This is a genomic window from Halobacillus sp. K22 (assembly GCF_052246795.1).
GTDB lineage: Bacteria > Bacillota > Bacilli > Bacillales > Halobacillaceae > Halobacillus.
In genome coordinates, this window is record NZ_JBQQCN010000001.1 from 43,884 (window position 1) to 65,240 (window position 21,357).

Sequence of the window (21,357 nt, forward strand, 5' to 3'; positions counted from 1 at the left end):
AAAACATCCCTTCCATAGCTTGAAGGGATGTTTTCATTTTCTATTCAACCAATATCAAACTTTTCTTTAAATACCGAACTCAATTCACTCCATACATCAAACATGTTTCCGTCTGCATCGTAAAAAATAAAGTTTTTGCCTGCATGGCCTCTGTTTTCAAATGGTCCCACTTGAACTCCAAGAGCAGCCAATTCGTTATAAAGTACTTCAAGCTCCTCAACGCCATTCACTTCAAAGGTCAAAGAAAAACACTCTTCCCCAGCCTCGTCAATAAAATTGGCTGTTTCTTTTTCCTTTGCTTTTATTAGAAAGAAACTCAGATTCGCCATATTAACAATGGCTTTGTTTTCATCCTTATACGTCACATGCGCATCCAATTTATCTACATACCATTCTGCCGCTTCATCTACCTGTTGAACAGGCAGATAGACCGTGCCAACCCTGAGTAGATTCCTTGCCATATTTGGGATCTCCCCTAACTTTTCTTATATTGTATAAAAGATAAAATAAATGGATAAAGCCTCTTGGCTAAAATCTTTAAACATATAGAATTGATTTACGCTGTTCTTATTTAATAGGAGAAGCCAGAAATTATTGCCCCTAAGATCGTGTAAAACCCCCAGGCAAGTAGTAACAGACTTAGAATAAAAACTACTGAAAACTCGAATCTTCTTTCCTTTCGTCTCATTTTCATAATGGAATAACCACTCATCAGTGAGGCTGCTATAATAATTGCTACGCTCTCATCTAATGTAGTTTCTGTAAACGAATGTAAGAGCGCAATGATTACAATGCCTAGAATTGCCACCCCTTTTTTCTCTACTGAATAGACTTCCTCCTTTAGAAATATATCCCTCATTTGTTTCCATTTGGGCATTTTTGACCACCTGTCCAACCCTTTAGGCTATAGTTAACTCTTTATTTTCATACTTCCGGTATAATTCTTATAACTTCATCAAAAAACATTAAAGAGCACTCATCAAACCTATATCTTTATTGTTTGCGTTTAAAGGTTAACCTTAATTTTCTGATCTCCATTCTGTGAAAGGGGCTCGTTCCTTTTTCCTGGAGAAATAGGAGTTGAAACACTAAACGGTCGCTAAGTGAAAAGAAAGTAGAGTAGAAAAGATCCCATGCAAGTATTAGAGTGCTTTTGCGCTTCATTTATTTGAACGAATCGGGGCTTTTGCTGAGAAGCTTAAATCCTAAGAGGTGCAGCGAACAACAAGAGGTGATTCAGTGAACTATCCATCACATTTAAGTCAGGTATATTCTCTGATAAGATAGTACATCGCTGGATCTATTCAGTGGAGTGACCTCTAAAATTATATTGCTTATTGCTTCAGAGTGTTTCTTTACTGCTCTTTAGTCAGAAACTTTTGCTCAAATTATTGAAACAAACTTTACGATATTAGTCGACAGGATTGGTTACCTTTTTGAGCTCATTTCCCAACTATAATCTTATTTTCTATTTCCAGACTTAATAATCCTTCTCTCTGTTCAATAAAAAACGCTCTCCATGTAAGAGAGCGTTCTTTAAAAAATTAAGGTCAGCCTCCAATATAGCGGTTATAAAGGGATTTAGCTTCGATTACATCTTTCGTACCATGGACGAGCACTCGTCCGTCCTGAAAAGCCACCAGCCGTCGGTCTTCTATCGTAAGATTCACAAGAAATGAATTAGCTTCTACTTTCCCATCTTCAATGTCTTGAAGCCTATCGGACAGGTCATTCAGATTTCTACTTTTCTTGTTTGCTGGACGGATTTGTACTGTGTCCCGTCCGCACAACACTGCGGTTCTAGATAAGTTTACTGGGTCGAGATTAGGATAAGTGGCTGCCTGACCGCACGAAGGACAATCCTCTTTTTTTAATTTTTCCACCTTAATGGTTGACTGTTGGTTTCTCCAAATATCGAAGAAAAACAGGTTTTTTCTAAGGGATTTAAAATCTTCTACTAGAAGTTTCAATGCTTCCGTACTTTGATAGGCAGCGACAATTTGAACAGCTGGACTGATAATCCCAACGGTATCACACGTTTCCCCTCCTAAGGGAACAGAGCCTAATAAACATGAAAAACATGGCGTTTGGCCAGGAACTACCGTATATGAGAGGCCGTAACTGCCAGTGCAGGCTCCATAAATCCAAGGGATTTGATATTTTTGGGAAGTATCATTAAGAAGCATTCTGGTTTCAAAATTATCGGTAGCATCAATAATTACGTCTACTCCTTCCACCAGTTCAGGAATTTCATAAATCGAAACATCCATAATCTTACCTGATATATCAATTTCTGAATTTACTTCCTTCAATCGCTCAGCTGCAGCTACTGCTTTTGGAATACGCTCAGCCGCATCCTTCTCTGTGAACAACTGTTGACGCTGCAGATTGCTCCATTCGACATAATCGCGATCGACTACCGTTATTTTTCCAATACCTGCACGAACTAGCATTTCAGCATTACTTGTCCCTAAAGCTCCTGCTCCAATCAAGAGCACATGCTTTTCACTTAGTTTACGCTGTCCATTTTCACCTATAGGTGAAAATAAGACTTGTCTAGAATATCTTTCCTTCAACCAATGCTCATTCCTTCCATAGGACTGCTTGCTGTCGCGTAAGTTTTCTTAGGTATTCTCCCAGATTCATAACCTAATCGGCCTCCCTCGATAGAGAGCTTCATCGCCAGGGCCATTTTTACAGGGTCCTCCGCTTGAGACACAGCCGTATTGAGTAAAACACCGTCAGCTCCAATTTCCATCGCCTGTGCTGCATCTGCAGGTGAACCTATACCCGCATCCACAATAACCGGAACTACTGACTGCTCTATAATTAATTGTAAGTTTAACGGGTTGAGAATTCCTTGGCCAGAACCAATAGGCGAAGCCCCTGGCATCACTGCATGAACACCTAAGTCTTGGAGCCTTCTTGCGAGCATAACATCATCCGAAGTATAAGGTAACACAATAAAGCCTTCTTCCAATAGTATCTCAGAAGCTCTCAACGTTTCAATTGGATCAGGAAGCAAAGTACGCTCATCGCCAATAACTTCTACCTTTATCATATCGCATAATCCAGATGCTTTAGCAAGTTTGGCGGTTCTTACTGCTTCCTCTGCCGTTTTTGCTCCTGCCGTGTTGGGAAGGAGCGTGTACTGATCCGTATCAATCATTTCTAAGAAATTGGGCTGATCTGCTTCAAAGATATTCATCCGGCGAACGGAAAAGGTTAAGATTTCGGCTTCTGAAATTTCTACTGCTTGCTTTTGAGTGGTATAATCAGGATATTTTCCGGTACCCAGCAACAACCTTGAATTAAAATTACGATTAGCTATGGTTAACATTTCCTCATCCTCCTCCTACAAAATGAACAATTTCAATTCGGTCTTCATTCATTATAGCTTCCTCAGCGTATAACGATTTTTCCACAATAGCTTGATTTCGCTCGACAATCGCAGCCTTATTATTTAATTTGAAATGCAATAATAACTGCTCCACGTTCTTCACGTCATCCGGTACCCTCATTTCATCACCATTAATAACTAGTTTCATACCGAAGCCACCTCCCTATGGTTTTGAAAACGAGCAGGAGAAAAAGCTGAAATATCCGTAATAAGATTCGATTCTCCTGTAATAAGATCTGCTAACAGTTTCCCAGTAACTGGACTTAATAATATTCCGTTACGATAATGCCCTGTACTAAAGTATAAGCCTTCCCACTCTGGATGCTTTCCCAGAACCGGCAGTTCGTCTCTAGTCATAGGTCTTGTTCCAGCCCACATGCGCTCAATTTCTGCTCCCCCTAATAAAGGCAGGAGTCGTTTGGCTTTTTGGATCAAGCCTTCTATTCCCTCTATGGTTACCCGCTTGTCAAATGTATAAGGAGTAGTCGTCGCTCCAATAATAATTTCCCCGCCTTTTTTAGGGACAAGATAGCAGTCATCCGTAAAAATGGTTTTATTTAGTAGTGGTCTCTTAGTTTTAACGGCTAGTGCTTCTCCCTTTACAGGATACAGTGCCTGTCCTTCCTCAGATAAGAAACGCTGACTCCATGCACCTGCAGCCACTATAACGGCATCTGCATAAAAAGCTCCCCCGTCTGTAGCTGCCCCTATCACTTGATTTTGTTTGCGCATTAATTTGTACACATCCGTAGATTCACGAAAAGTCACTCCGTTTACAGCTGCTGCACGTGCAAAGGCTTGAGTAAGATCAGGAGCGGACACGTGCCCTTCTTCAGGAAACAACATACCTCCAACTACCGAATCAGTTAGGCATGGTTCCAATTCGAGTAATTCCTCTTTATTTTTACATAATGCTTTTTCTCCTTTTTTCATTTGATTCGCCGCAATTTCCTGATAACGATCCAACTGTGCTTCTGTAAAAGCCAATTTCATCATTCCCTTTTGTAAAAGCCCAATGTCGATTCCAGTTATATCTTTTAATTCTACTGATAACTCCGAAAACATCCCTCGACTGGTGCGCGCTAGTTCGAACATAGGGCTGTCCTCATCCATTTCCGCTTGGACTCCTAGCATTCCTGCAGCTGCACTGGAAGCTTGGTTTCCTATGCTGCCTTTTTCCAGGACCAAAACCCGCTGCCCTTTCTTCGATAGATAGAAAGCTGTGGAACAGCCTATGATCCCTCCACCAAGAATAACCGTATCGTATTTCTTAGGCATAATATCCACTCCTTTGAATGCTTGCTTGAAACCTTGAGGCTGTTAGCTCTGGGTCGTGCGCTTCACAAATGGAAGACATAACTGCTACTCCTGATACATTGGTTTGAAGCACTTTTCTCAAATTCGACAGTTGAATTCCTCCAATTGCTATCACTGGTATCGAAATCGCTTCTGTTAATACTTCTAACGATTTCACACCCTTCCCCCCAAGCCCTTCCTTGCTCTGTGTCTGATAGATATTACCAAAGAGAAGATAATCAGCACCTTCCTGCTCTTTTTGGATCCCCTCTTCCAACCCATGTATCGAACAGCCGACTCTAAGGTCAGGATAGAGGCTTTTCACCGTTCCCGGAGAGGGTGCGTCTCCGGGCAGCTGTACTCCTCCTGCTCCCCACCTCCCCGCTGCCTGGTAATAAGAATTCACAATAATTTTTGTCAATGGTATTCCATGTTGGATAAGAGTGGAGAGCCACTCCTCTATTTCTTTTTCTGAACGATGCTTTTCACGAAGGTGAATGACCGTGGCAGCTGATTGGATCAACTGGGCCATGTGGAAGAATTCTGCTAACTCTTTTTTTCCATTGGAAAGTATATGAAGTTCACGAGTCACACCATCACACTTCCTTTTCCTTAGTCTCTGTTCATTATTGTCGATTTTTATTTTGGGTTAGTGACGATATAGGGCCGAATGGTTTAACACTTATTATTGAGATATTAGTTTACGGTGAACATAAATGAATTCGCTTGCCGTGCCCCCTCACGTGGCAGGGGCACAAAGTTAATTTTTCAGACTCGGAACTTAACTTAAAAAGAAAATTTACCAGCTCCTGCATAAAAAAACCGCTCCCCCATAGGGAAGCGGTTCTATAGCAATAATTTGTAAGTACATATGCTATACCCTCTACTTTCCTACGCTGGTATCGTCCAGATCAGGTTCTAGGGTTCAAATGTAATTGTCTCAGCCCGAAGGCACCCCTAGTAGAGCTTATTTAATATTTATTTAAATTCAGTATAACATCGCTCTTTATAAATTCCAATATTATACAGGTTTCACATAGAAAAAATATGCTTCTAAAGATGTGATGAGTAAAGAGAATCATTGGAAGAATTATGATTTATTAATTTTTCATTGTGAAAACACTTAATCTTTGACTCTTTGTTCTGCTCAAGCTATATTAATAGTAACAAGGGGAGTAGCGACCGGATATCGGCTGGTGAACCGTCAATACGGTATTTTTAATACCTGGTTCATTGGGCTAAGTTCTGCTTAGTACGCAAGACCTTGGTACAATTTATTTTTTGTGCCAGGGTCTTTTTTATGTTCTGGCGGAAAGGAGAACGCTATGATTTACTTTATATTCATCCTTGCTGCAGCTATCGTGGTGGTTAGTGCTGTATACCTCAACCAATTCGGAGACGTCATTAGCAAGAAATCTTCCTTAAGCGGAGCTGCTGTAGGTACATTTTTAATTGCTGGAGCTACTTCACTCCCAGAATTAACAACAAGTTTAACAGCTGTCTATATTGACAATCCAGATATAGCGGTGGGAAATATGCTGGGGAGTAATGTATTTAATCTTCTCATCCTTGCGAGTATGGATATCATCTATAGAAGACAACGATTATTTCAAAAAGTGAATAATAAGGAAAATATTCCGTCGGCTTCTATCGGGTTATTTTTCCTTCTTATAATTATTTTTTCACTTTGGATGCCCGGTTCCATCGAGATTTTTGGAGTGGGTATTGAGATGATCGTTATCGTAATGCTTTATATCTTCAGTATGAAATTTATATCTGGAGGAGAGTCCGATCAAGAAGTGGAAGGACTGACTAAAGATTACTCGCTGCGAGCAGCAGTTATCGGCTTTATTATTGCGTCAGTCATTGTTTTCATTTCTGGTAGTGCCTTATCGATTTCAGGTGACCGGATGGCTGAAGCCTCAGGACTTGATGCAAGCTTTGTCGGGAGTTTTTTAATAGCAGCATCTACTTCCCTGCCTGAGCTAGTAGCTGTGTACGCTGCCTTCAGATTGGCCAATTATAATATGGCAATTGGTTCTATACTGGGAAGCAACTTATTTAATATCCAACTGTTAGCTTTGACCGACTTGTTATATAGAGAAGGAGCTATCCTCTCCTCTGTGCAAGCTTCTCATATTTTCATTGCAAGTCTTGGGGTCGTTATGACTTTGATTATGATCTTCCTGCTTTTACGACCGGCTAATATGACCAGTCACTGGCGTTATGTGGCGCCTTCTCTTTTGATGACCCTCATTTACTTTGTCGCTTCTTATGTATTGTTTTAGTATAGAGACTTTGATAGATCCAAATATAAGAATTTAAAAAAACAGGCTTCCATTCGATATATGGAAGCCTATTTTTTAAACGTTTTCCAGTCTAGTTCACTTTCATTCAAAAGCTCTTCGAAGCTTTTATTTGCTTCTTGTTTTTTTCTTTCCTCGAGGCGGCGCTGCCTCTCTTGCTCATGACGTTCTGCTTCATGCTGTTTCAGCTCAGACTTTTTGGAGCGGAGACGAGTCAATACATCTTCATTTAACTGCTCACTTAGCGATCCTTCTTTTTGTCCTTTCTTACTCATACGGCTTCGCCTTCTTTCACATCTTTTGGAGAGATAATTGGATTTAGAACCCCGTCAGGACTTGAAAGACGGAAGCTGCTTTTAATGAAATCCAGCTTCATATCCGGCTTAAAGAAAGTGGCTTGTTGATGATCAATGATAACTTTATACTCAGCATTTACTACCAAGTTATCTGTATTCAAAATTTTGTCGGTAAACCGAATGGTGGGAAGCCCGTTCACTCCACAACCACATCCCTCCGTATCATAATACAGCCGGATAATAGGACGACTGGGATCTTTCAAATCTTCAAGCTTTTTTTTAGCCTCATCAGTGATACGTAATTTCATCATTTATCCCTCCTAATTCTATCATAAGAAATTGCTCCTCTTATGGCAATTCTCTTGCTTATTCTTCCAAGCCGCGTTCCCCCGGCCACCTGGTAATGGAAGAGAAAACCTTCAGTCCTAAAAAGTGTCTAGTCTTTTTTTAAATATCTCTTTCCGTTATAAACAGGATATGGTCCCTTATAGAATAGTTCTCACTGAATTACCTTAATCACACTATCAACAAATTCAGGGCGCCGAGAAAGTATCGCCACCCTTTAAAAACTCAGACTCTTTATTTCTTATTAAATTGACGTTCCATCGCTTTTTCCAAAAAAACAGGGGCAAGAGAGTACACTTTACTTCCCGAATTCATCCATGCCGGAAGATTGATTTCCCTTTGCTGAGTAAATAAATGGCCGACCACCTCAGCCGCTACTTTATTTGGATCCAGCATAAATCGATCTACCGCTTTTTCATAGGCTCCTGTAGGATCTGCTTGATTAAAGAAGTTCGTACGTACTGGACCAAGGTTCACAGAAGTCACGTAAACCCCCTGATTTTCCACTTCCATACGAAGACCATTCGTAAAACCTATTACAGCATGTTTAGTAGCAGCATAAACAGAGGATTTCGGAGTAGCTATCTTTCCTGCCTGTGAAGCGATATTCACAATGTGTCCTCTCCCTTGCTGCAAGAAATGAGGGAGCAATTGGTGAGTCGTTCGGAATAACGATTTTACATTGATGGATAGCATTCGATCGATATCCTGCCACTTTGCTTCTGAAACCAGATCGAACACAGCCATCCCTGCATTATTAATCAAGCCATCAATCGATCCATGATCATAGCATATTTGATCAATGACATCTTTCCATTCGGCATCGTTTGATAGATCCGCTTTGTACCAGTAACAAGGAACGGAAAAAGCAGCTTCTATTTTTTCTTTAATAATCGCAAGGCGATCCGCAGACCGAGCAACTAAAATAGGAGTGCCTCCTTCATGAGCCACATGAATAGCTAAATATTTACCAATTCCACTAGAAGCTCCCGTTATCAAGACTTTTTTTCCTTTGACCAATTCATTCATATAACTATCACCTGTTTACATAATATTTTTGTTCCTCTATAAATTCAACATTTAAAGAATTTATATGTTCTAAGTAATCCAATTGACCTATGGTTTCAGACATCGTCAAACCAAACTGACTTTCTACGTGTTTTGGGAACAGCCGCCTGCATACATCATATGCACATAATCTCTCTTCTTCAAACATATTTAAGACTTTATGCGCTCGCTCCTCTTGCTTTTTAAGACGCTGAATAACTAAATCATATGTGTTTTGGAACGTCTCTCCGTGACCCGGATAAACCATATGGATTTTTTTATCCAATAATTTTTCCATGGAAGCCCGGTATTGCAAAAGAGGGCGGGGACGAGGCCTATCCTTGGCATATGAAGGCTCTAATAAAGGATTTGAGGAGATATGAGCAAGTAAATGATCACCGCCAATCAAGGTTCCATCAGTCTCACGATAAAAAGAAATGTGACTCTGTGCGTGGCCTGGTGTTTCTATTGTTACCCATTCCTCATGACCTGGAAGCCTGTCACCTTCAATCAGTTCAAGCGTTAATGTGCCTTTTGCACTCCATTTTAGCGGTTTACGAAGGGATTTTAGTAAGCCAAAATATTGATTCGGTACCCCTGATTCTTTATACATCTGGTGAAAAAATTCTTCATACCTCAAAAAGAAAGCCTCTTCTCTTTCAAGCCAGGGTCTCAACTTTGGGTGAGCAGCAACTGTGCTTAGGTTAGGAAAATGTTCAATTAAACCCATATGGTCTGGGTGGTGATGAGTTAATATAACTTGCTCTATATCCCTAGGGCAGTAACCAAGCTCGTTTAACTTAAATTTCAATTCTTTCCAAGCATCATCGGTTTTTACGCCTGCATCTACCAGAGTGAGACGCTCTCCTTTTAGTAAATAGACATGCACATCTCCAACCGCATAAGGTGTGGGCAGTGTTATTTGGTATATAGTATCTTTTAAAGTTTTCATTCGGAATCCTCCAAACTGAATGAACATTCATTTTGTTTATTGTAGCATGCTTTCATGTTATATACCTCTCGAATTTTGAAATTATTGCTACTATTTTTAAATTCACAACATTCTTTCTAGTGAAACATTTTTAAAAAGTCTTCAAATCTACTTCTTTAGCAATTATACTTTAACGCGTTATTGTAAAACTCTAATACCTTATGATCTTTAAGGAGGAACATCATGGAACAACAGGAAAATAAAAGTCGTACCATGCGTATACTGGACTGGATTGAACGTGTCGGTAACAAACTTCCCCATCCAGTAACGTTATTTGCTATATTTGCTTTACTAGTCATACTAGCATCCTGGATTTTTTCAACTCTTGGGATTCAAGTAGAAGATCCTGCAACTGGAGATACTCTTGAGATTACCAATTTACTATCTAGCGAAGGAATCAAATACATTTTTGAAAGTATGGTAGAGAACTTTGTAGGATTCGCTCCACTCGGAACCGTTCTAGTTACGATGCTCGGAATTGGAGTGGCTGAAAGATCCGGTCTTATCAGCGCAATGCTAAGAGGGCTGGTTACATCCGTTCCACGTTCCTTAATGACAGCTGCTCTTGTATTTGGAGGTATCATGTCAAGTATGGCTGCAGACGCAGGCTACGTGGTACTCACACCTCTGGGTGCTGTCTTGTTTGCCGGTTTAGGCCGTCATCCTTTAGCAGGTATAGCCGCGGCTTTTGCCGGTGTATCTGCTGGGTTCAGTGCTAACTTGCTGCTTACGGCTCTTGACCCTCTATTGGGGGAATTAACTAAAGAAGCAGCCAAAACTATTGACCCCGGCTATGCAGAGAATATTTTATATACGATGAACTATTACTTTATGATTGTATCTGTATTTGTGCTTACTCTAGTTGGTACACTCATAACTGATAAACTTGTCGAACCTAGACTTGGAACTTACCAAGGCGGAGTGAAAGAAGAGGTCAACTATGTAACAAAACTTGAAAAGAAAGGAATGATTGGAGCACTTCTAGCCCTGATTATTACAGTCGGACTGTTGTCCCTTCTCGTTGTCCCTTCCTGGGGTCCAATGAGAAACCCTGACGACTTTCTTGCCTCCCCTTTCTTCCATAGTCTTGTACCTGTAATTCTGCTGATTTTCTTTATTCCTGGTTTGGTTTACGGCAAAATAACTAAGGAAATTAAAAATGATAAAGATGTCGCCAATCAAATGTCAGAAACTATGGCGACCATGGGAATGTATATTGTTCTTGCTTTCACTGCTGGGCAATTTGTAGCTTATTTCACGCATACCAACATGGGTAAAGTGATCGCTGTAAGCGGAGCTGAATTCCTTGATGCTATTGGTTTAAATGGAATAGGTTTAATTATCGCGTTCATTTTCGTGGCGGCTTTCATAAACCTGTTTATTGGAAGCTCATCCGCAAAGTGGGCAATCATGGCTCCGGTTTTTGTGCCGCTAATGATGCAGCTTGGCTATTCTCCAGAGCTGACTACTTTAGCGTACAGAATTGCTGATTCAACGACGAACATTATTTCACCGCTTATGCCTTACTTTGCCATTGTGATTGCTTTTGCTCAAAAGTATGACAAAAATGTGGGGATTGGAACCCTGATTTCAACCATGCTACCTTATTCCATTGCTTTCTTTGTTATATGGATCGTTATGCTGTTTATATGGATGCTGACAGGATTTCCGATTGGTCCTGATGCAGGTTTTTATTATGACCCGAATAATTAATATCAAAAACGTCCGCATGCTGGTGGCATGCGGACGTTTTTAATATGAACTAAAAAAATGGTGGATGGTTTCCGTTAAAATCTGCGGAAGCTTATCAAAACTATAGGTTAACTCAAGTCGCTCTGTCCATTGATGGGCATCTCTACCGCGTGGACCAATATTAATGATAGGCATCGTAATGGTTTCCATAATTTTAGCGGGTAATTCATATCCTTTTCCTTGAATAGGCATCTGATTAAGTAAATGATCAATAGAAGACTTCATGGATACAGGGCCAATAAAACTCAAATCTGAGAGTCCAGTAAAGTATTCAACTTCAATCAGGTCAACCCCAAATTTCTTACGAGCTGTCTCGATCGCTTTCTTGGCTCCGCTTTGGATAAGCGGATCATGGTGGGAAGATACAGACGGATAAAAAGGTGGACTGTAGAATAAAACAATCATCGGACTGATATCCTTACATAATGATGCGAGGTTTTGTACAAGACTCGTAGAGAAATCGCGGTCTCCTTCATCCCGTTGATTAATCAGACGATTTTGCCTACGTTCCACCTCCCTCGTTCCATACCGTTCCACTGCCTCCTTGTACAGTTGCTCGTAGGTCAAGATCTGAATTTCTGGTGAAAATGTTGAAGTTTGCGTGCCTTCCAAATAAAAAGAAGCCTGATGATGGTAATGATTAATAATTTTAGCCTTGGCACGCTGAGCAGCTAACAACAGCTTTTCATTCAACTGCTCGATCGTCTGTTTCATATATAAAACATTATACATAGCAACTGCAGACTGTGGAGTTTGAACAGAGTACTGATGCTTTAAATCGCGCTGCATCAGACTGATAGGCGGCGGTGTTCTCTCACCATCCACTTGCTCAATAAAAGTTTCGTTCAATTCCATCTCCTGTGCGATATAGCTGATCATTAAATTAGCATTCAGACCAGCAAAAGGTTCGCCGGCATGTGTTTCTTTGCCGTAACAAAAAAAGCCGGGAAGAGTCTTTCCAATTGAACCCGTATAAAGGTAGTTACCTGGGTCACCCGGGTATTTGCTGAACATCGGTTCTCCATTTATTGCTGTTTTGTAAACCAGGTTTTCGTTATCCTTAATCTCTGCCAGAGCTGGCAGAGCAGCAAGCATCCCTTCTGAATTAACTTCTTCATCAGGTACGGCCACTAGGAGCAGATTTCCGTCAAACTCGCCTTCCATTGCTTTTTCCAACAGGGAAAGGTGCAGGGTTAACCCCGCTTTCATATCCATCGTACCTCGCCCGAACAACCAGTCGCCTGTTAATAAATCTTTGGCTGCGTCTTTAGGCAGGACGCCGGGATTTTTATGAAGTTCCTGAGTCAGTTCCTTCGGGTAAAAAGCAAGATTCTGCCAGGATCCATAATCTTCGACACCTACTACATCCGCGTGCGCAATCAAAACTATTGTATCTTTGGCTTCATCTTGTTTTACAAGGGCGGTAAGCAGTTGGCGTCCGTCATCCAGAGGATGAAGGTTTAAATGCTCAGGACGATCCTGATAATATTTGCGATCCTCCAAAATATAATATAAGTATTCGATGATTGCGATCTCAGCATTACTCCCTGTAATACTTGGATACTCCACTAATGAGCATAGTAAATCGGTTAACTGCTCTTTTGTCTGCCAATGTCCCATATCTTACACTCCTTATTGACTTTTTCTGGTTTTTCGAACACAATCAAACTCGAGGTCCAACCTGAATAAGAGGTGAACTTTATTGAATAAAACGCTGATTTACGCGCACAGGGGCGCAAGCTCCCTTGCACCGGAAAACACGATGGCCGCATTCGAATTGGCGCGCTCTGCTCATGCTGAAGGAATTGAAACAGATATTCAGCTGACGAAGGATCAAATTCCTGTACTTATTCATGATGAGAACTTACGCAGGACGACGACTGGCACAGGGTTTGTGCAGGATTATACATACTCGGAACTGCGCCTGCTTGATGCTGGATCCTGGTTTTCCCCAGAATTTTCTGATTCTTATATTGTAACACTAGACGAATTCCTGCGCTGGTTCAAGGAACAGCCGATGTTTCTTAATGCAGAATTAAAAACCAATGTAATTGAATATAAAGATATTGAAAGAATTGTGTATGAAATGCTAAGAAAATATGATGTGGTTGAACGGACCGTGATTTCCAGTTTTAACTCCGACACCATCATGCGAATGAATCGTATAAATCCTTCAATTAAAACGGCTTTTCTGACCTCTACAAAGATGATTAATCTTCCGGATTATGCTAAGTCTTTAGGAGCAGATGCTCTTCATGTAAAGTATCGGTTATTAGATAAGAAATTAGTAAAGAGCTGCAAAAAAGAAAATTTGAAGCTTCGCATATATACGGTCAATCGTCCTTCGCATATGAAAAAATGCTATCAGCTGGGTGTCGAGGGCATTTTTACTGATGTCCCTCATCAAGCACTTGAATATCGAAAGCTTATGCCTAATAACAGGAAAGGGTTCTTCTAATGTTCTGGCTAATGATTCTTATCTTCTTATTCTGGATGATAATCTTTGTCGATTTTCAGCGAGGTTTCAAAAGTCTTCCTTCGATCGACCATCAAGCATGTAAAGATGAAAGATCACTTATTTCCGTTATTATTGCCGCTAAAGATGAGGAAGAATCAATTAAACAAACCATCGAGACACTTCTGAACCAAAAATACGTAAAGCTTGAAATCCTGGCAGTTAATGATCGTTCTACAGATTTGACCGGCTCGATTATTGAGAATATCTCCGCTCATCATCCAAATGTTCATTCTATTACAATCAATAACTTACCATCTGGATGGCTGGGAAAGAATCATGCCCTTCACATTGGAGCCCAACAGGCTAAGGGTACATACTTACTATTTACAGATGCAGACATCTACTTCCACGAGAACGTGGTCTCCCAGGCCGTCACCTTTTTAAAAAAGGAAAACCTCGATCACTTGACCGCAGCCCCGAATCTCAGGGCCGGTTCTTTTTTTCTAAAAGGGTTAATTTCCTTCTTTCTTTTTGGATTTGCATATCTAAAACGTCCTTGGACGGCTAATAGACCTTCAAATAAGGGAGGAATGGGAGTAGGTGCTTTTCAACTCCTGACCAACGCATGCTACAAAGGAATAAGTGGGCATCGTGCGATCCGCTTCCGTCCGGACGACGATCTTGCTATGGGTCTGCGCATTAAAAAATTGGGTTACAGGCAGAACCTGGTTACAGCACTCCGAAGCTTATCTGTGGAATGGTATCCTGATCTTCCTTCTGCTTTTAAAGGATTTGAGAAAAACGCTTTTGCCGGGTTAAATTATTCCGTTTCATTTGCACTGCTAGCTATACTCGGTGTGTTCACCTCTCAAATACTTCCTTTTATAACCATTTGGAGTGACCGTCTTCCGCTTCAAATAATTAGCGCTTTTACCATCGGTTTGTTATTTTATTTATATGCTTTAACCACGCGGCACCTTACTACATATTCTGTTTGGATGGTTTTCGGACTACCCTTTTTTGCTATGTTATTTATCTATATGCTCTCAAGAGCCTTGCTTCTAACCTTTCTTCGTGGAGGTATTGAGTGGCGTGGCAGCCGCTATTCACTAAAGGAGCTGAAGAAATACTATCGTAACTCTGAGGAGGAATAGCTATTGAAACACCTATTATTTTCACCCTATACAATTAAAAATGTGACACTGAAAAATAGAATTGTCATGTCGCCCATGTGTATGTATTCTTCACATAATCAGGATGGTCATACCCAGCCGTTCCACTTAGCCCATTATGAAAGCCGGGCTGCCGGCCAGGTTGGTCTGGTTATGACTGAAGCCACGTCGATCACTCCTGAAGGACGAATCTCACACGAAGATCTCGGGATCTGGTCTGATGATCATATTAATGGTCTGGCAACTCTTACAGAAGCTATTCACCGTCACGGAGCAAAAGCTGGTATCCAGCTTGCTCATGCAGGCCGAAAGGCTAATCTGCACAGTGACATCTTAGCTCCAAGCGCTACAGCCTTTAATGAATCTTTAAAAACACCTGTTGAAATGAATGCTCAGCAAATAAATGATACGGTACAGTCCTTCAAAGAAGGGGCAAAACGTGCCAAAAGTGCAGGATTTGATATCATTGAGCTCCACGGGGCGCATGGGTATTTAATTAACCAGTTTTTATCTCCTCTCTCTAATTTCAGAAAAGATAAGTATGGCGGTTCTCGAGACAAACGATATAGATTCTTGCATGAAACCATTGAAGCTGTGCGAGAAATATGGAGTGGCCCGCTGTTCGTAAGAATTTCCGGAGCTGAATATCATGAAGATGGAAATAAAATGGAGGATTTTATCTACTTTGCTGAAAAAATGAAGGCGCAAGGTGTTGATTTAATTGATGTAAGCTCGGGTGGTGTAGTACCGGCATCTATTGATCCCTACCCAGGATATCAGGTCAAGTATGCCGAAGAAATTAAAGCTAAAGCTGGGCTTGATACCGGAGCTGTTGGAATGATTACGAGCGGGAATCAGGCCGAAGAAATTTTACGGAATGAACGCGCAGACCTTATCTTTCTAGCTCGTGCATTGTTAAAAAACCCTTATTGGCCTAAACAAGCAGCCGATGAACTTGGATATAAACTTGAAGGTCCAAGACAATATACTAGAGCTTGGTAGCCCACTTCACCGAGTGTCTTATTCATCGTGGATGTTAATTTTCATACCTTCATTTAGAACCAGACGCTTATATAGAAAAACTTAATTAACAATAAATAGTGGATTAGAAGTGTGTTACAAGTCTTCAGGTGGTATGATGAGATTAGTAGGAGGGAGTTCTAATGGAACTATTTTTTTTAGGTACGGGGTCCGGGGTTCCGTCAAAGGAAAGAAATGTTTCTTCTCTTGCCCTCCGCATGTTGGAAGAACGTGGGACAACCTGGATTTTCGATTGTGGAGAAGGAACGCAGCAACAGATCTTACATACAAATCTGAGACCAAGAAGAATCGAGGTCATATTTATCACCCACCTTCACGGTGATCATATTTACGGGCTCCCCGGCCTGCTTAGCAGCCGTTCTTTCCAGGGTGGCGAAACCCCTGTAACCGTTTACGGCCCGAGGGGATTAAAAGAGTATATTGACATTAGTCTGCAAATCAGCGGCACTCATTTGCGCTATCCTCTTTATGTGGAGGAAGTTGAAGAAGGCATTCTATTTGAAGATGAGCAGTTTGTAGTGGAAGCAGTTTCTTTGCAGCATGGGCTGGAAAGCTATGGCTATATTCTAACTGAAAAAGACAAAATCGGAGAACTAAAACCATCTAAACTTAAAGAATTGGGGCTTGAACCCGGACCTATTTACCAATTGATTAAAAGCCAATCTCAAACGCGCTTGGATAATGGAAAGGTCATTTATAGAAAAGATGTTTTAGGGCCTCCTAAAAAAGGTAGAAAAGTATCAATCCTAGGAGATACGCGTTACCTCCCTGAGCTAAAGAATAAAGTTAAAGATTCGGATGTTCTTGTTCATGAGGCAACTTTCGCCAGTGATGAAAATCAGATGGCCTATGATTACTTTCACTCGACGGTAAATCAGGCAGCTACTCTTGCCAAAGAAGCTAATGTAAGAGAGCTTATTCTCAATCATATCTCCTCCCGCTACCAGGGGAGCGCACTTAAACAACTCGAAACAGAAGCCAGGAATATATTTGCTCATACAAGAATTGCGCATGATTTTTTTCAGTACCCAATTACACGTAATACGTGAAGGAGGACAACGTGATGCAAACCATTGTTCAACAACAAAAACGGTGGTACGAAGAAGGTCACACCAGAAGTTATCAGTTCCGAAAGGATCAGCTTTTGCGCATGAAGAAAATGATTAGCACGTTTGAAAAACCGATCATTGAAGCGTTGAAATTTGATTTAAACAAATCTGAATTCGAAGCGTACGTTTCAGAGATTGCACTTTTAAAAACCGAAATTGATCATCATGTAAAGCATTTGAAACAATGGATGGCTCCTAGTAAGGTCAAAGCGCCTCTAACCCATAAAGGTTCTAAAAATATCATTTATAAAGAACCTTATGGAACTGTGCTTGTAATTGCCCCATGGAACTACCCATTCCAACTGGCTCTAGCTCCAGTACTTGGAGCTATTGCGGCGGGTAATACCGTTATTATTAAACCATCTGAACTTACTCCGACAGTTTCATGGGTCATTAAAAAGATGGTGGAACAATACTTTTCCCCTGACTACATTGCAGTAGTCGAAGGTGATAAAGAAGTGACACAAGAACTAATGGAACAGCCACTTGATTATGTCTTTTTCACGGGAAGTGTGCCCGTCGGAAGAAAGATTATGGAGAAAGCCAGTAAACAGTTAATTCCCGTGACGTTAGAACTGGGGGGCAAGAGTCCCGCGATCGTTAATAAAGACGCGGCTATTGACCTCGCTGCCAAACGGATTGTGTGGGGGAAATTTACTAATGCAGGACAAACGTGCATTGCTCCAGATTACTTGCTCGTCCATCATGAAGTGAAGGCTCCACTAATCAAGGCCATGAAAAAATATATCCATGAATTTTATGGGAAAGTGCCTCTGGAAAACCCTGATTACGTAAAAATTGTGAATGACCAGCACTTCCAGCGAGTTTCCGCTTATATGGATGCAGGTACGGTAGTTTCCGGCGGAGCTCTGGATGAAAAGCGCCAAAAGATTGAACCTACTATCCTGGATCAAGTGAATTGGTCAGACACTGTGATGCAGGAGGAGATTTTCGGTCCTATTCTTCCGGTCTTAACGTTCGATAACTTATCAGAAGTTATCACTCAAGTGAATAACCGTCCAAAACCACTAGCTCTCTATTACTTCGGAGAAAGCGAAGAAGATCAAGAAGAGATAGCGAAGTCCATTCCCTTTGGAGGCGGTTGCATTAATGACACCCTTTACCATATTTTAAATCCTCATCTTCCTTTTGGGGGCGTTGGGGAGAGCGGGATGGGAAGCTATCACGGACAAGCAAGTTTTGATACCTTTACTCATTTGAAGAGCATTACGAAACAAACAACGAAATTCGACCAGAAATTCAGATATCCGGGCTCCTCTTTAGGACTAACAATTATTAAAAAGGTACTCGGTTAAGCTTAAAAAAGCAGGGGCGTGACTAATATTAGTCACGCCCCTGCTCTATAGTTTTAATTATATTTCAAATTAGAAAGATGGAAGATTATCTAAATTATTATCGGGATCTCCATCTGGCTGACTTCGCAGATGATCTTCTCCATCCTTACCTCGTATTAGATTCACGTGTTCAAGCTCTCCATTTCTGGCCATCTGATGAGCCTGATGATAATCCACTACTTGACCTGATGATAACTTCATCTCCACTATACTTCCCTCTCCATTTTTCTTCACTGCGATAATTCGTTCTGCCATGTCAACTCCTCCTTTTTCTTAGTATGTATCCATTAAACTGAATTATGATGATTAAACCACTTAAGGGTATAAATACTGAAATTATAGTTAAATTAACGATAAGAACAGGAGGGAAAATCATGACCCTAACTCAATTTGAACAAGTAACCGAACAGTTGTCCAGAGCGAAACGAGCAGTGGAGCGGATGCAGGAAAATCAAACCGGTTATGCGGAAGCTCAGCAGCAAGTGAAAATAGCTGAAGAAGCTCTAAATGGATTAAAACATGACCTTGACTTAGATTCTGAAGCTGACCAGAAAGAAATTCAGCGGGCCACCGATTTACTTCGTCTCATTGTGGAAACCTATCAGGCTTCCAACTGACTAAATAAGCCACCGTGCTTGAGCACAGTGGCTTATTTATTTATCTCTATTACATAACCTTCTATGACACTGAATATATTTAGGACAAGCCATTTAAGAGGGAGTGTCCTGATGGGAGTTTTTTTTAGTTACATTTTGCTTGGTTTATCGCTAGCTGCACCCATTGGTCCAATTAACGCTGCGCAAATTGATCAAGGTATCAAGAACGGCTTCCTGCATTCCTGGGCGATTGGGCTTGGATCTATTATTGCTGATTTATTTTTTATTCTTTGTGTTTTTTTTGGAGTGGTTCACTTTTTAGAGATTCCTATGATGAAATCATTTCTATGGTTATTCGGAGCATTTGTATTGTTTTATACGGCTTTCGAAAGTTTTAAAGGAACAAAAGAAATTGGAGTTGGACAATCCAGGAGCAAGGAATCCATAAAGAAAACATTTACAAACGGCTTTCTGCTGGCTATTACAAATCCATTATCCATTCTTTTCTGGCTGGGTATTTACGGGAGTATTCTTGCTGACACCATCCAACGTTATAATCTGGCTCATGTTCTGCTTTATGGAGGAGCTGTACTTCTAGGTTTAATGATCTGGGATCTCTTCATGGCTTTCGTCTCCAGTGGCTTTCGAAAAGTTTTAACACCAAGCCTGCTCCACGTAATTTCATTCCTGTCAGGTCTAAGCTTATTAGGATTTTCTTTTTATTTTGGTTTTCAAGCATTCAAATTACTCTTCCACTTTTGAATGCTTCCACTTCTTTTTCATGAAAAGAGTTACAACACCTATAACCAATAAAAACCCTACGCTCACAAAAAAACCAATTCGACTCGTTTTATTTAATAATGTTCCTGAAACCGCCAGTAAAATCAGCGCTAATCCTATTATTCGTTTCAATCGTTTAAATGAAGTTAACTCCATAATTTTATTATAGGAAAACAGGATAAACAGCCAGATGTATAAAAGCATAAGGCCCGCAGCTGTCGTTAAGTATTCATATATCTTTTCCGGGAGCAGTAAAGCAACTATTATCGAACCGATTAAACCTCCAATAGTTAAAAGCACAGCATAATACGGGACTTTTCTAGGACCTGTTTTAGAAAAAAATTTAGGTGCGTCGCCATCTTCTGATAAAGAAGTTAATATCGTCGTGATTCCGTACAATGAGGCCACCATAGTGGAAAAACCTCCAATGATTAAAGCTCCATTAAATGCATGAGGCACAAAAGATAAATCATACTTACTTAAAGCAGTAATGAAAGGACTCTCATCTCCATTAAATTTAGTATAAGGCACGAGCCACAATGCCAGACCAATGGATACTATATAAATTGTTGTAAGCAATGAAAGCATAAATATTCCTGACTTAGGAGCATCTTTTGGATCCTTTAGTTCATTCGCCATAATACCCATTACTTCAATCCCGCCAAAGCTGTAAAATACATAAATGGAAGCTGCCCACAATCCTGTTATACCAACTGGCAGTAATCCTTTACTGTCCCATGTAAACGATGGGTCAGGCTGCCCGCCTTTTAGAAATCCCCCTACAGCAAGAAAAGCAATAATTATAAACATTAGAATGGCTGCTATTTTCATAACGCCAAATATGTTTTCAAATCGTTCAAATCCAGCTACACCGGTTATAATAACTCCAATTCCAAGAACCCCGAATATACTTGAGGAAACCCAAAGCGGGACATTCGGGAACCAGAATTGAGCAAAGATGGCTAAAGCTGTCAATTGACTCCCCATTATAAGAAGTTCAGAAGACCAGTAAACCCATCCGTTGCTAAAGCCTGCCCATCTGCCATAAGCCTTTTTAGCATAAGCACGAAAGGAACCTTTCTGAGGATCTTCGGCTGTCATAGCTGATAAGGCATCAAAGACTACATAAGTTCCTAAAGCAGCAAGCAAAAATATAAGAAGTACGGCTGGCCCCCCTCTTTTCAAGGCCAAAGCTGATCCAAGGAAGAAGCCCGTACCAATGGTGCACCCTACTCCAATTAATGACAGCTGCCACCACTGGATTTTCTTGTTATCTGTTGTTTCCTGTTTGTCCATACGGGGTTATCCCTTCCAATAAAATCGATTAGCGGATTTACATGTAAGTTTGATTTGAAAATAGTATATGTCATACCTCTGTTCTCATACGAGGAGAAGCTAGATGAAATACTCCGG

General features: G+C 40.7%; 23 protein-coding genes and 1 riboswitch. Of the genes, 9 read left to right on the forward strand and 14 right to left on the reverse strand.

Annotation, left to right across the window (positions count from 1 at the left end; all coding sequences use genetic code 11):
• Positions 1 to 44: 44 nt before the first annotated feature.
• From ACTWPM_RS00210 to ACTWPM_RS00240, 7 genes are all read right to left on the reverse strand, one after another.
• On the reverse strand, positions 45 to 461 hold the full coding sequence (locus tag ACTWPM_RS00210; RefSeq protein ID WP_443131057.1) for a VOC family protein: 417 nt from the start codon (positions 459 to 461) through the stop codon (positions 45 to 47).
• A gap of 110 nt (positions 462 to 571) precedes the next feature.
• Complete coding sequence (locus ACTWPM_RS00215; RefSeq protein ID WP_443131058.1) at positions 572 to 877, reverse strand: hypothetical protein; 306 nt, start codon at positions 875 to 877, stop codon at positions 572 to 574.
• Positions 878 to 1,550: 673 nt separating this feature from the next.
• Positions 1,551 to 2,576, reverse strand: coding sequence for a thiazole biosynthesis adenylyltransferase ThiF (locus ACTWPM_RS00220; protein ID WP_443131059.1), 1,026 nt, complete (start codon positions 2,574 to 2,576; stop codon positions 1,551 to 1,553).
• Positions 2,573 to 3,340 (reverse strand): thiazole synthase, encoded by a 768-nt coding sequence (locus ACTWPM_RS00225; protein ID WP_443131060.1) that lies wholly within the window; start codon positions 3,338 to 3,340, stop codon positions 2,573 to 2,575. Before ACTWPM_RS00225 ends, ACTWPM_RS00220 begins: the two co-directional genes overlap by 4 nt.
• A 4-nt stretch (positions 3,341 to 3,344) precedes the next feature.
• The gene (gene thiS / locus ACTWPM_RS00230) at positions 3,345 to 3,548 is read right to left on the reverse strand and encodes a sulfur carrier protein ThiS (RefSeq protein WP_443131061.1); all 204 of its coding nucleotides are present in this window, start codon (positions 3,546 to 3,548) and stop codon (positions 3,345 to 3,347) included.
• Positions 3,545 to 4,678, reverse strand: a complete 1,134-nt coding sequence (gene thiO, locus ACTWPM_RS00235) for a glycine oxidase ThiO (RefSeq protein WP_443131062.1) — start codon at positions 4,676 to 4,678, stop codon at positions 3,545 to 3,547. The genes thiS and thiO overlap by 4 nt, the downstream gene beginning before the upstream one ends.
• Positions 4,671 to 5,288 (reverse strand): thiamine phosphate synthase, encoded by a 618-nt coding sequence (locus ACTWPM_RS00240; RefSeq protein ID WP_443131063.1) that lies wholly within the window; start codon positions 5,286 to 5,288, stop codon positions 4,671 to 4,673. Before ACTWPM_RS00240 ends, thiO begins: the two co-directional genes overlap by 8 nt.
• 279 nt (positions 5,289 to 5,567) lie before the next feature.
• A riboswitch (TPP riboswitch) is annotated at positions 5,568 to 5,665 on the reverse strand.
• Between the two features lie 356 nt (positions 5,666 to 6,021).
• Between ACTWPM_RS00240 and ACTWPM_RS00245 the strand changes: the two genes are divergently transcribed.
• Complete coding sequence (locus tag ACTWPM_RS00245) at positions 6,022 to 6,984, forward strand: sodium:calcium antiporter (protein WP_443131064.1); 963 nt, start codon at positions 6,022 to 6,024, stop codon at positions 6,982 to 6,984.
• A 68-nt stretch (positions 6,985 to 7,052) separates the two neighbouring features.
• Here the strand turns inward: ACTWPM_RS00245 and ACTWPM_RS00250 are convergent, their stop codons facing one another.
• The 4 genes from ACTWPM_RS00250 to ACTWPM_RS00265 form a co-directional block, all read right to left on the reverse strand.
• Entirely contained in the window at positions 7,053 to 7,277 is a 225-nt protein-coding gene (locus ACTWPM_RS00250) for a YqkE family protein (protein ID WP_443131065.1), read from the reverse strand.
• Positions 7,274 to 7,609 (reverse strand): iron-sulfur cluster biosynthesis family protein, encoded by a 336-nt coding sequence (locus tag ACTWPM_RS00255; protein WP_443131066.1) that lies wholly within the window; start codon positions 7,607 to 7,609, stop codon positions 7,274 to 7,276. The genes ACTWPM_RS00250 and ACTWPM_RS00255 overlap by 4 nt, the downstream gene beginning before the upstream one ends.
• A 268-nt stretch (positions 7,610 to 7,877) precedes the next feature.
• Positions 7,878 to 8,672, reverse strand: a complete 795-nt coding sequence (locus tag ACTWPM_RS00260) for an SDR family NAD(P)-dependent oxidoreductase (RefSeq protein WP_443131067.1) — start codon at positions 8,670 to 8,672, stop codon at positions 7,878 to 7,880.
• 7 nt (positions 8,673 to 8,679) lie between these two features.
• Positions 8,680 to 9,642, reverse strand: a complete 963-nt coding sequence (locus tag ACTWPM_RS00265; RefSeq protein ID WP_443131068.1) for an MBL fold metallo-hydrolase — start codon at positions 9,640 to 9,642, stop codon at positions 8,680 to 8,682.
• A gap of 222 nt (positions 9,643 to 9,864) precedes the next feature.
• Here ACTWPM_RS00265 and ACTWPM_RS00270 point away from each other — a divergent pair, with 222 nt between their 5' ends.
• Positions 9,865 to 11,394, forward strand: coding sequence for an AbgT family transporter (locus ACTWPM_RS00270; protein ID WP_443131069.1), 1,530 nt, complete (start codon positions 9,865 to 9,867; stop codon positions 11,392 to 11,394).
• 39 nt (positions 11,395 to 11,433) lie between these two features.
• Here ACTWPM_RS00270 and ACTWPM_RS00275 read toward each other — a convergent pair whose 3' ends face one another.
• Complete coding sequence (locus ACTWPM_RS00275) at positions 11,434 to 13,053, reverse strand: M20/M25/M40 family metallo-hydrolase (protein WP_443131070.1); 1,620 nt, start codon at positions 13,051 to 13,053, stop codon at positions 11,434 to 11,436.
• Between the two features lie 82 nt (positions 13,054 to 13,135).
• Between ACTWPM_RS00275 and ACTWPM_RS00280 the strand changes: the two genes are divergently transcribed.
• The 5 genes from ACTWPM_RS00280 (at position 13,136) to ACTWPM_RS00300 (ending at position 18,529) form a co-directional block, all read left to right on the forward strand.
• Positions 13,136 to 13,891, forward strand: a complete 756-nt coding sequence (locus ACTWPM_RS00280) for a glycerophosphodiester phosphodiesterase (protein WP_443131071.1) — start codon at positions 13,136 to 13,138, stop codon at positions 13,889 to 13,891.
• Positions 13,891 to 15,045 (forward strand): glycosyltransferase, encoded by a 1,155-nt coding sequence (locus ACTWPM_RS00285; protein WP_443131072.1) that lies wholly within the window; start codon positions 13,891 to 13,893, stop codon positions 15,043 to 15,045. The genes ACTWPM_RS00280 and ACTWPM_RS00285 overlap by 1 nt, the downstream gene beginning before the upstream one ends.
• A 3-nt stretch (positions 15,046 to 15,048) precedes the next feature.
• Positions 15,049 to 16,065 (forward strand): NADPH dehydrogenase NamA, encoded by a 1,017-nt coding sequence (gene namA / locus ACTWPM_RS00290; RefSeq protein ID WP_443131073.1) that lies wholly within the window; start codon positions 15,049 to 15,051, stop codon positions 16,063 to 16,065.
• 161 nt (positions 16,066 to 16,226) lie between these two features.
• Positions 16,227 to 17,153 carry a ribonuclease Z gene (rnz, locus tag ACTWPM_RS00295; RefSeq protein WP_443131074.1) on the forward strand — a complete coding sequence of 309 codons (927 nt, stop codon included), beginning with the start codon at positions 16,227 to 16,229 and terminating at the stop codon, positions 17,151 to 17,153.
• A gap of 14 nt (positions 17,154 to 17,167) precedes the next feature.
• Positions 17,168 to 18,529 carry an aldehyde dehydrogenase gene (locus tag ACTWPM_RS00300; protein WP_443131075.1) on the forward strand — a complete coding sequence of 454 codons (1,362 nt, stop codon included), beginning with the start codon at positions 17,168 to 17,170 and terminating at the stop codon, positions 18,527 to 18,529.
• Positions 18,530 to 18,598: 69 nt separating this feature from the next.
• Here the strand turns inward: ACTWPM_RS00300 and ACTWPM_RS00305 are convergent, their stop codons facing one another.
• The gene (locus ACTWPM_RS00305; protein WP_443131076.1) at positions 18,599 to 18,823 is read right to left on the reverse strand and encodes a DUF3892 domain-containing protein; all 225 of its coding nucleotides are present in this window, start codon (positions 18,821 to 18,823) and stop codon (positions 18,599 to 18,601) included.
• Between the two features lie 119 nt (positions 18,824 to 18,942).
• Between ACTWPM_RS00305 and ACTWPM_RS00310 the strand changes: the two genes are divergently transcribed.
• Positions 18,943 to 19,185 (forward strand): hypothetical protein, encoded by a 243-nt coding sequence (locus tag ACTWPM_RS00310; protein ID WP_443131077.1) that lies wholly within the window; start codon positions 18,943 to 18,945, stop codon positions 19,183 to 19,185.
• A 111-nt stretch (positions 19,186 to 19,296) separates the two neighbouring features.
• Positions 19,297 to 19,926, forward strand: coding sequence for a LysE family transporter (locus ACTWPM_RS00315; protein ID WP_443131078.1), 630 nt, complete (start codon positions 19,297 to 19,299; stop codon positions 19,924 to 19,926).
• On the opposite strand, the gene ACTWPM_RS00320 is transcribed toward ACTWPM_RS00315, so the two are convergent.
• On the reverse strand, positions 19,909 to 21,240 hold the full coding sequence (locus ACTWPM_RS00320) for an amino acid permease (protein ID WP_443131079.1): 1,332 nt from the start codon (positions 21,238 to 21,240) through the stop codon (positions 19,909 to 19,911). The genes ACTWPM_RS00315 and ACTWPM_RS00320 overlap by 18 nt on opposite strands.
• Positions 21,241 to 21,357 lie beyond the last annotated feature (117 nt).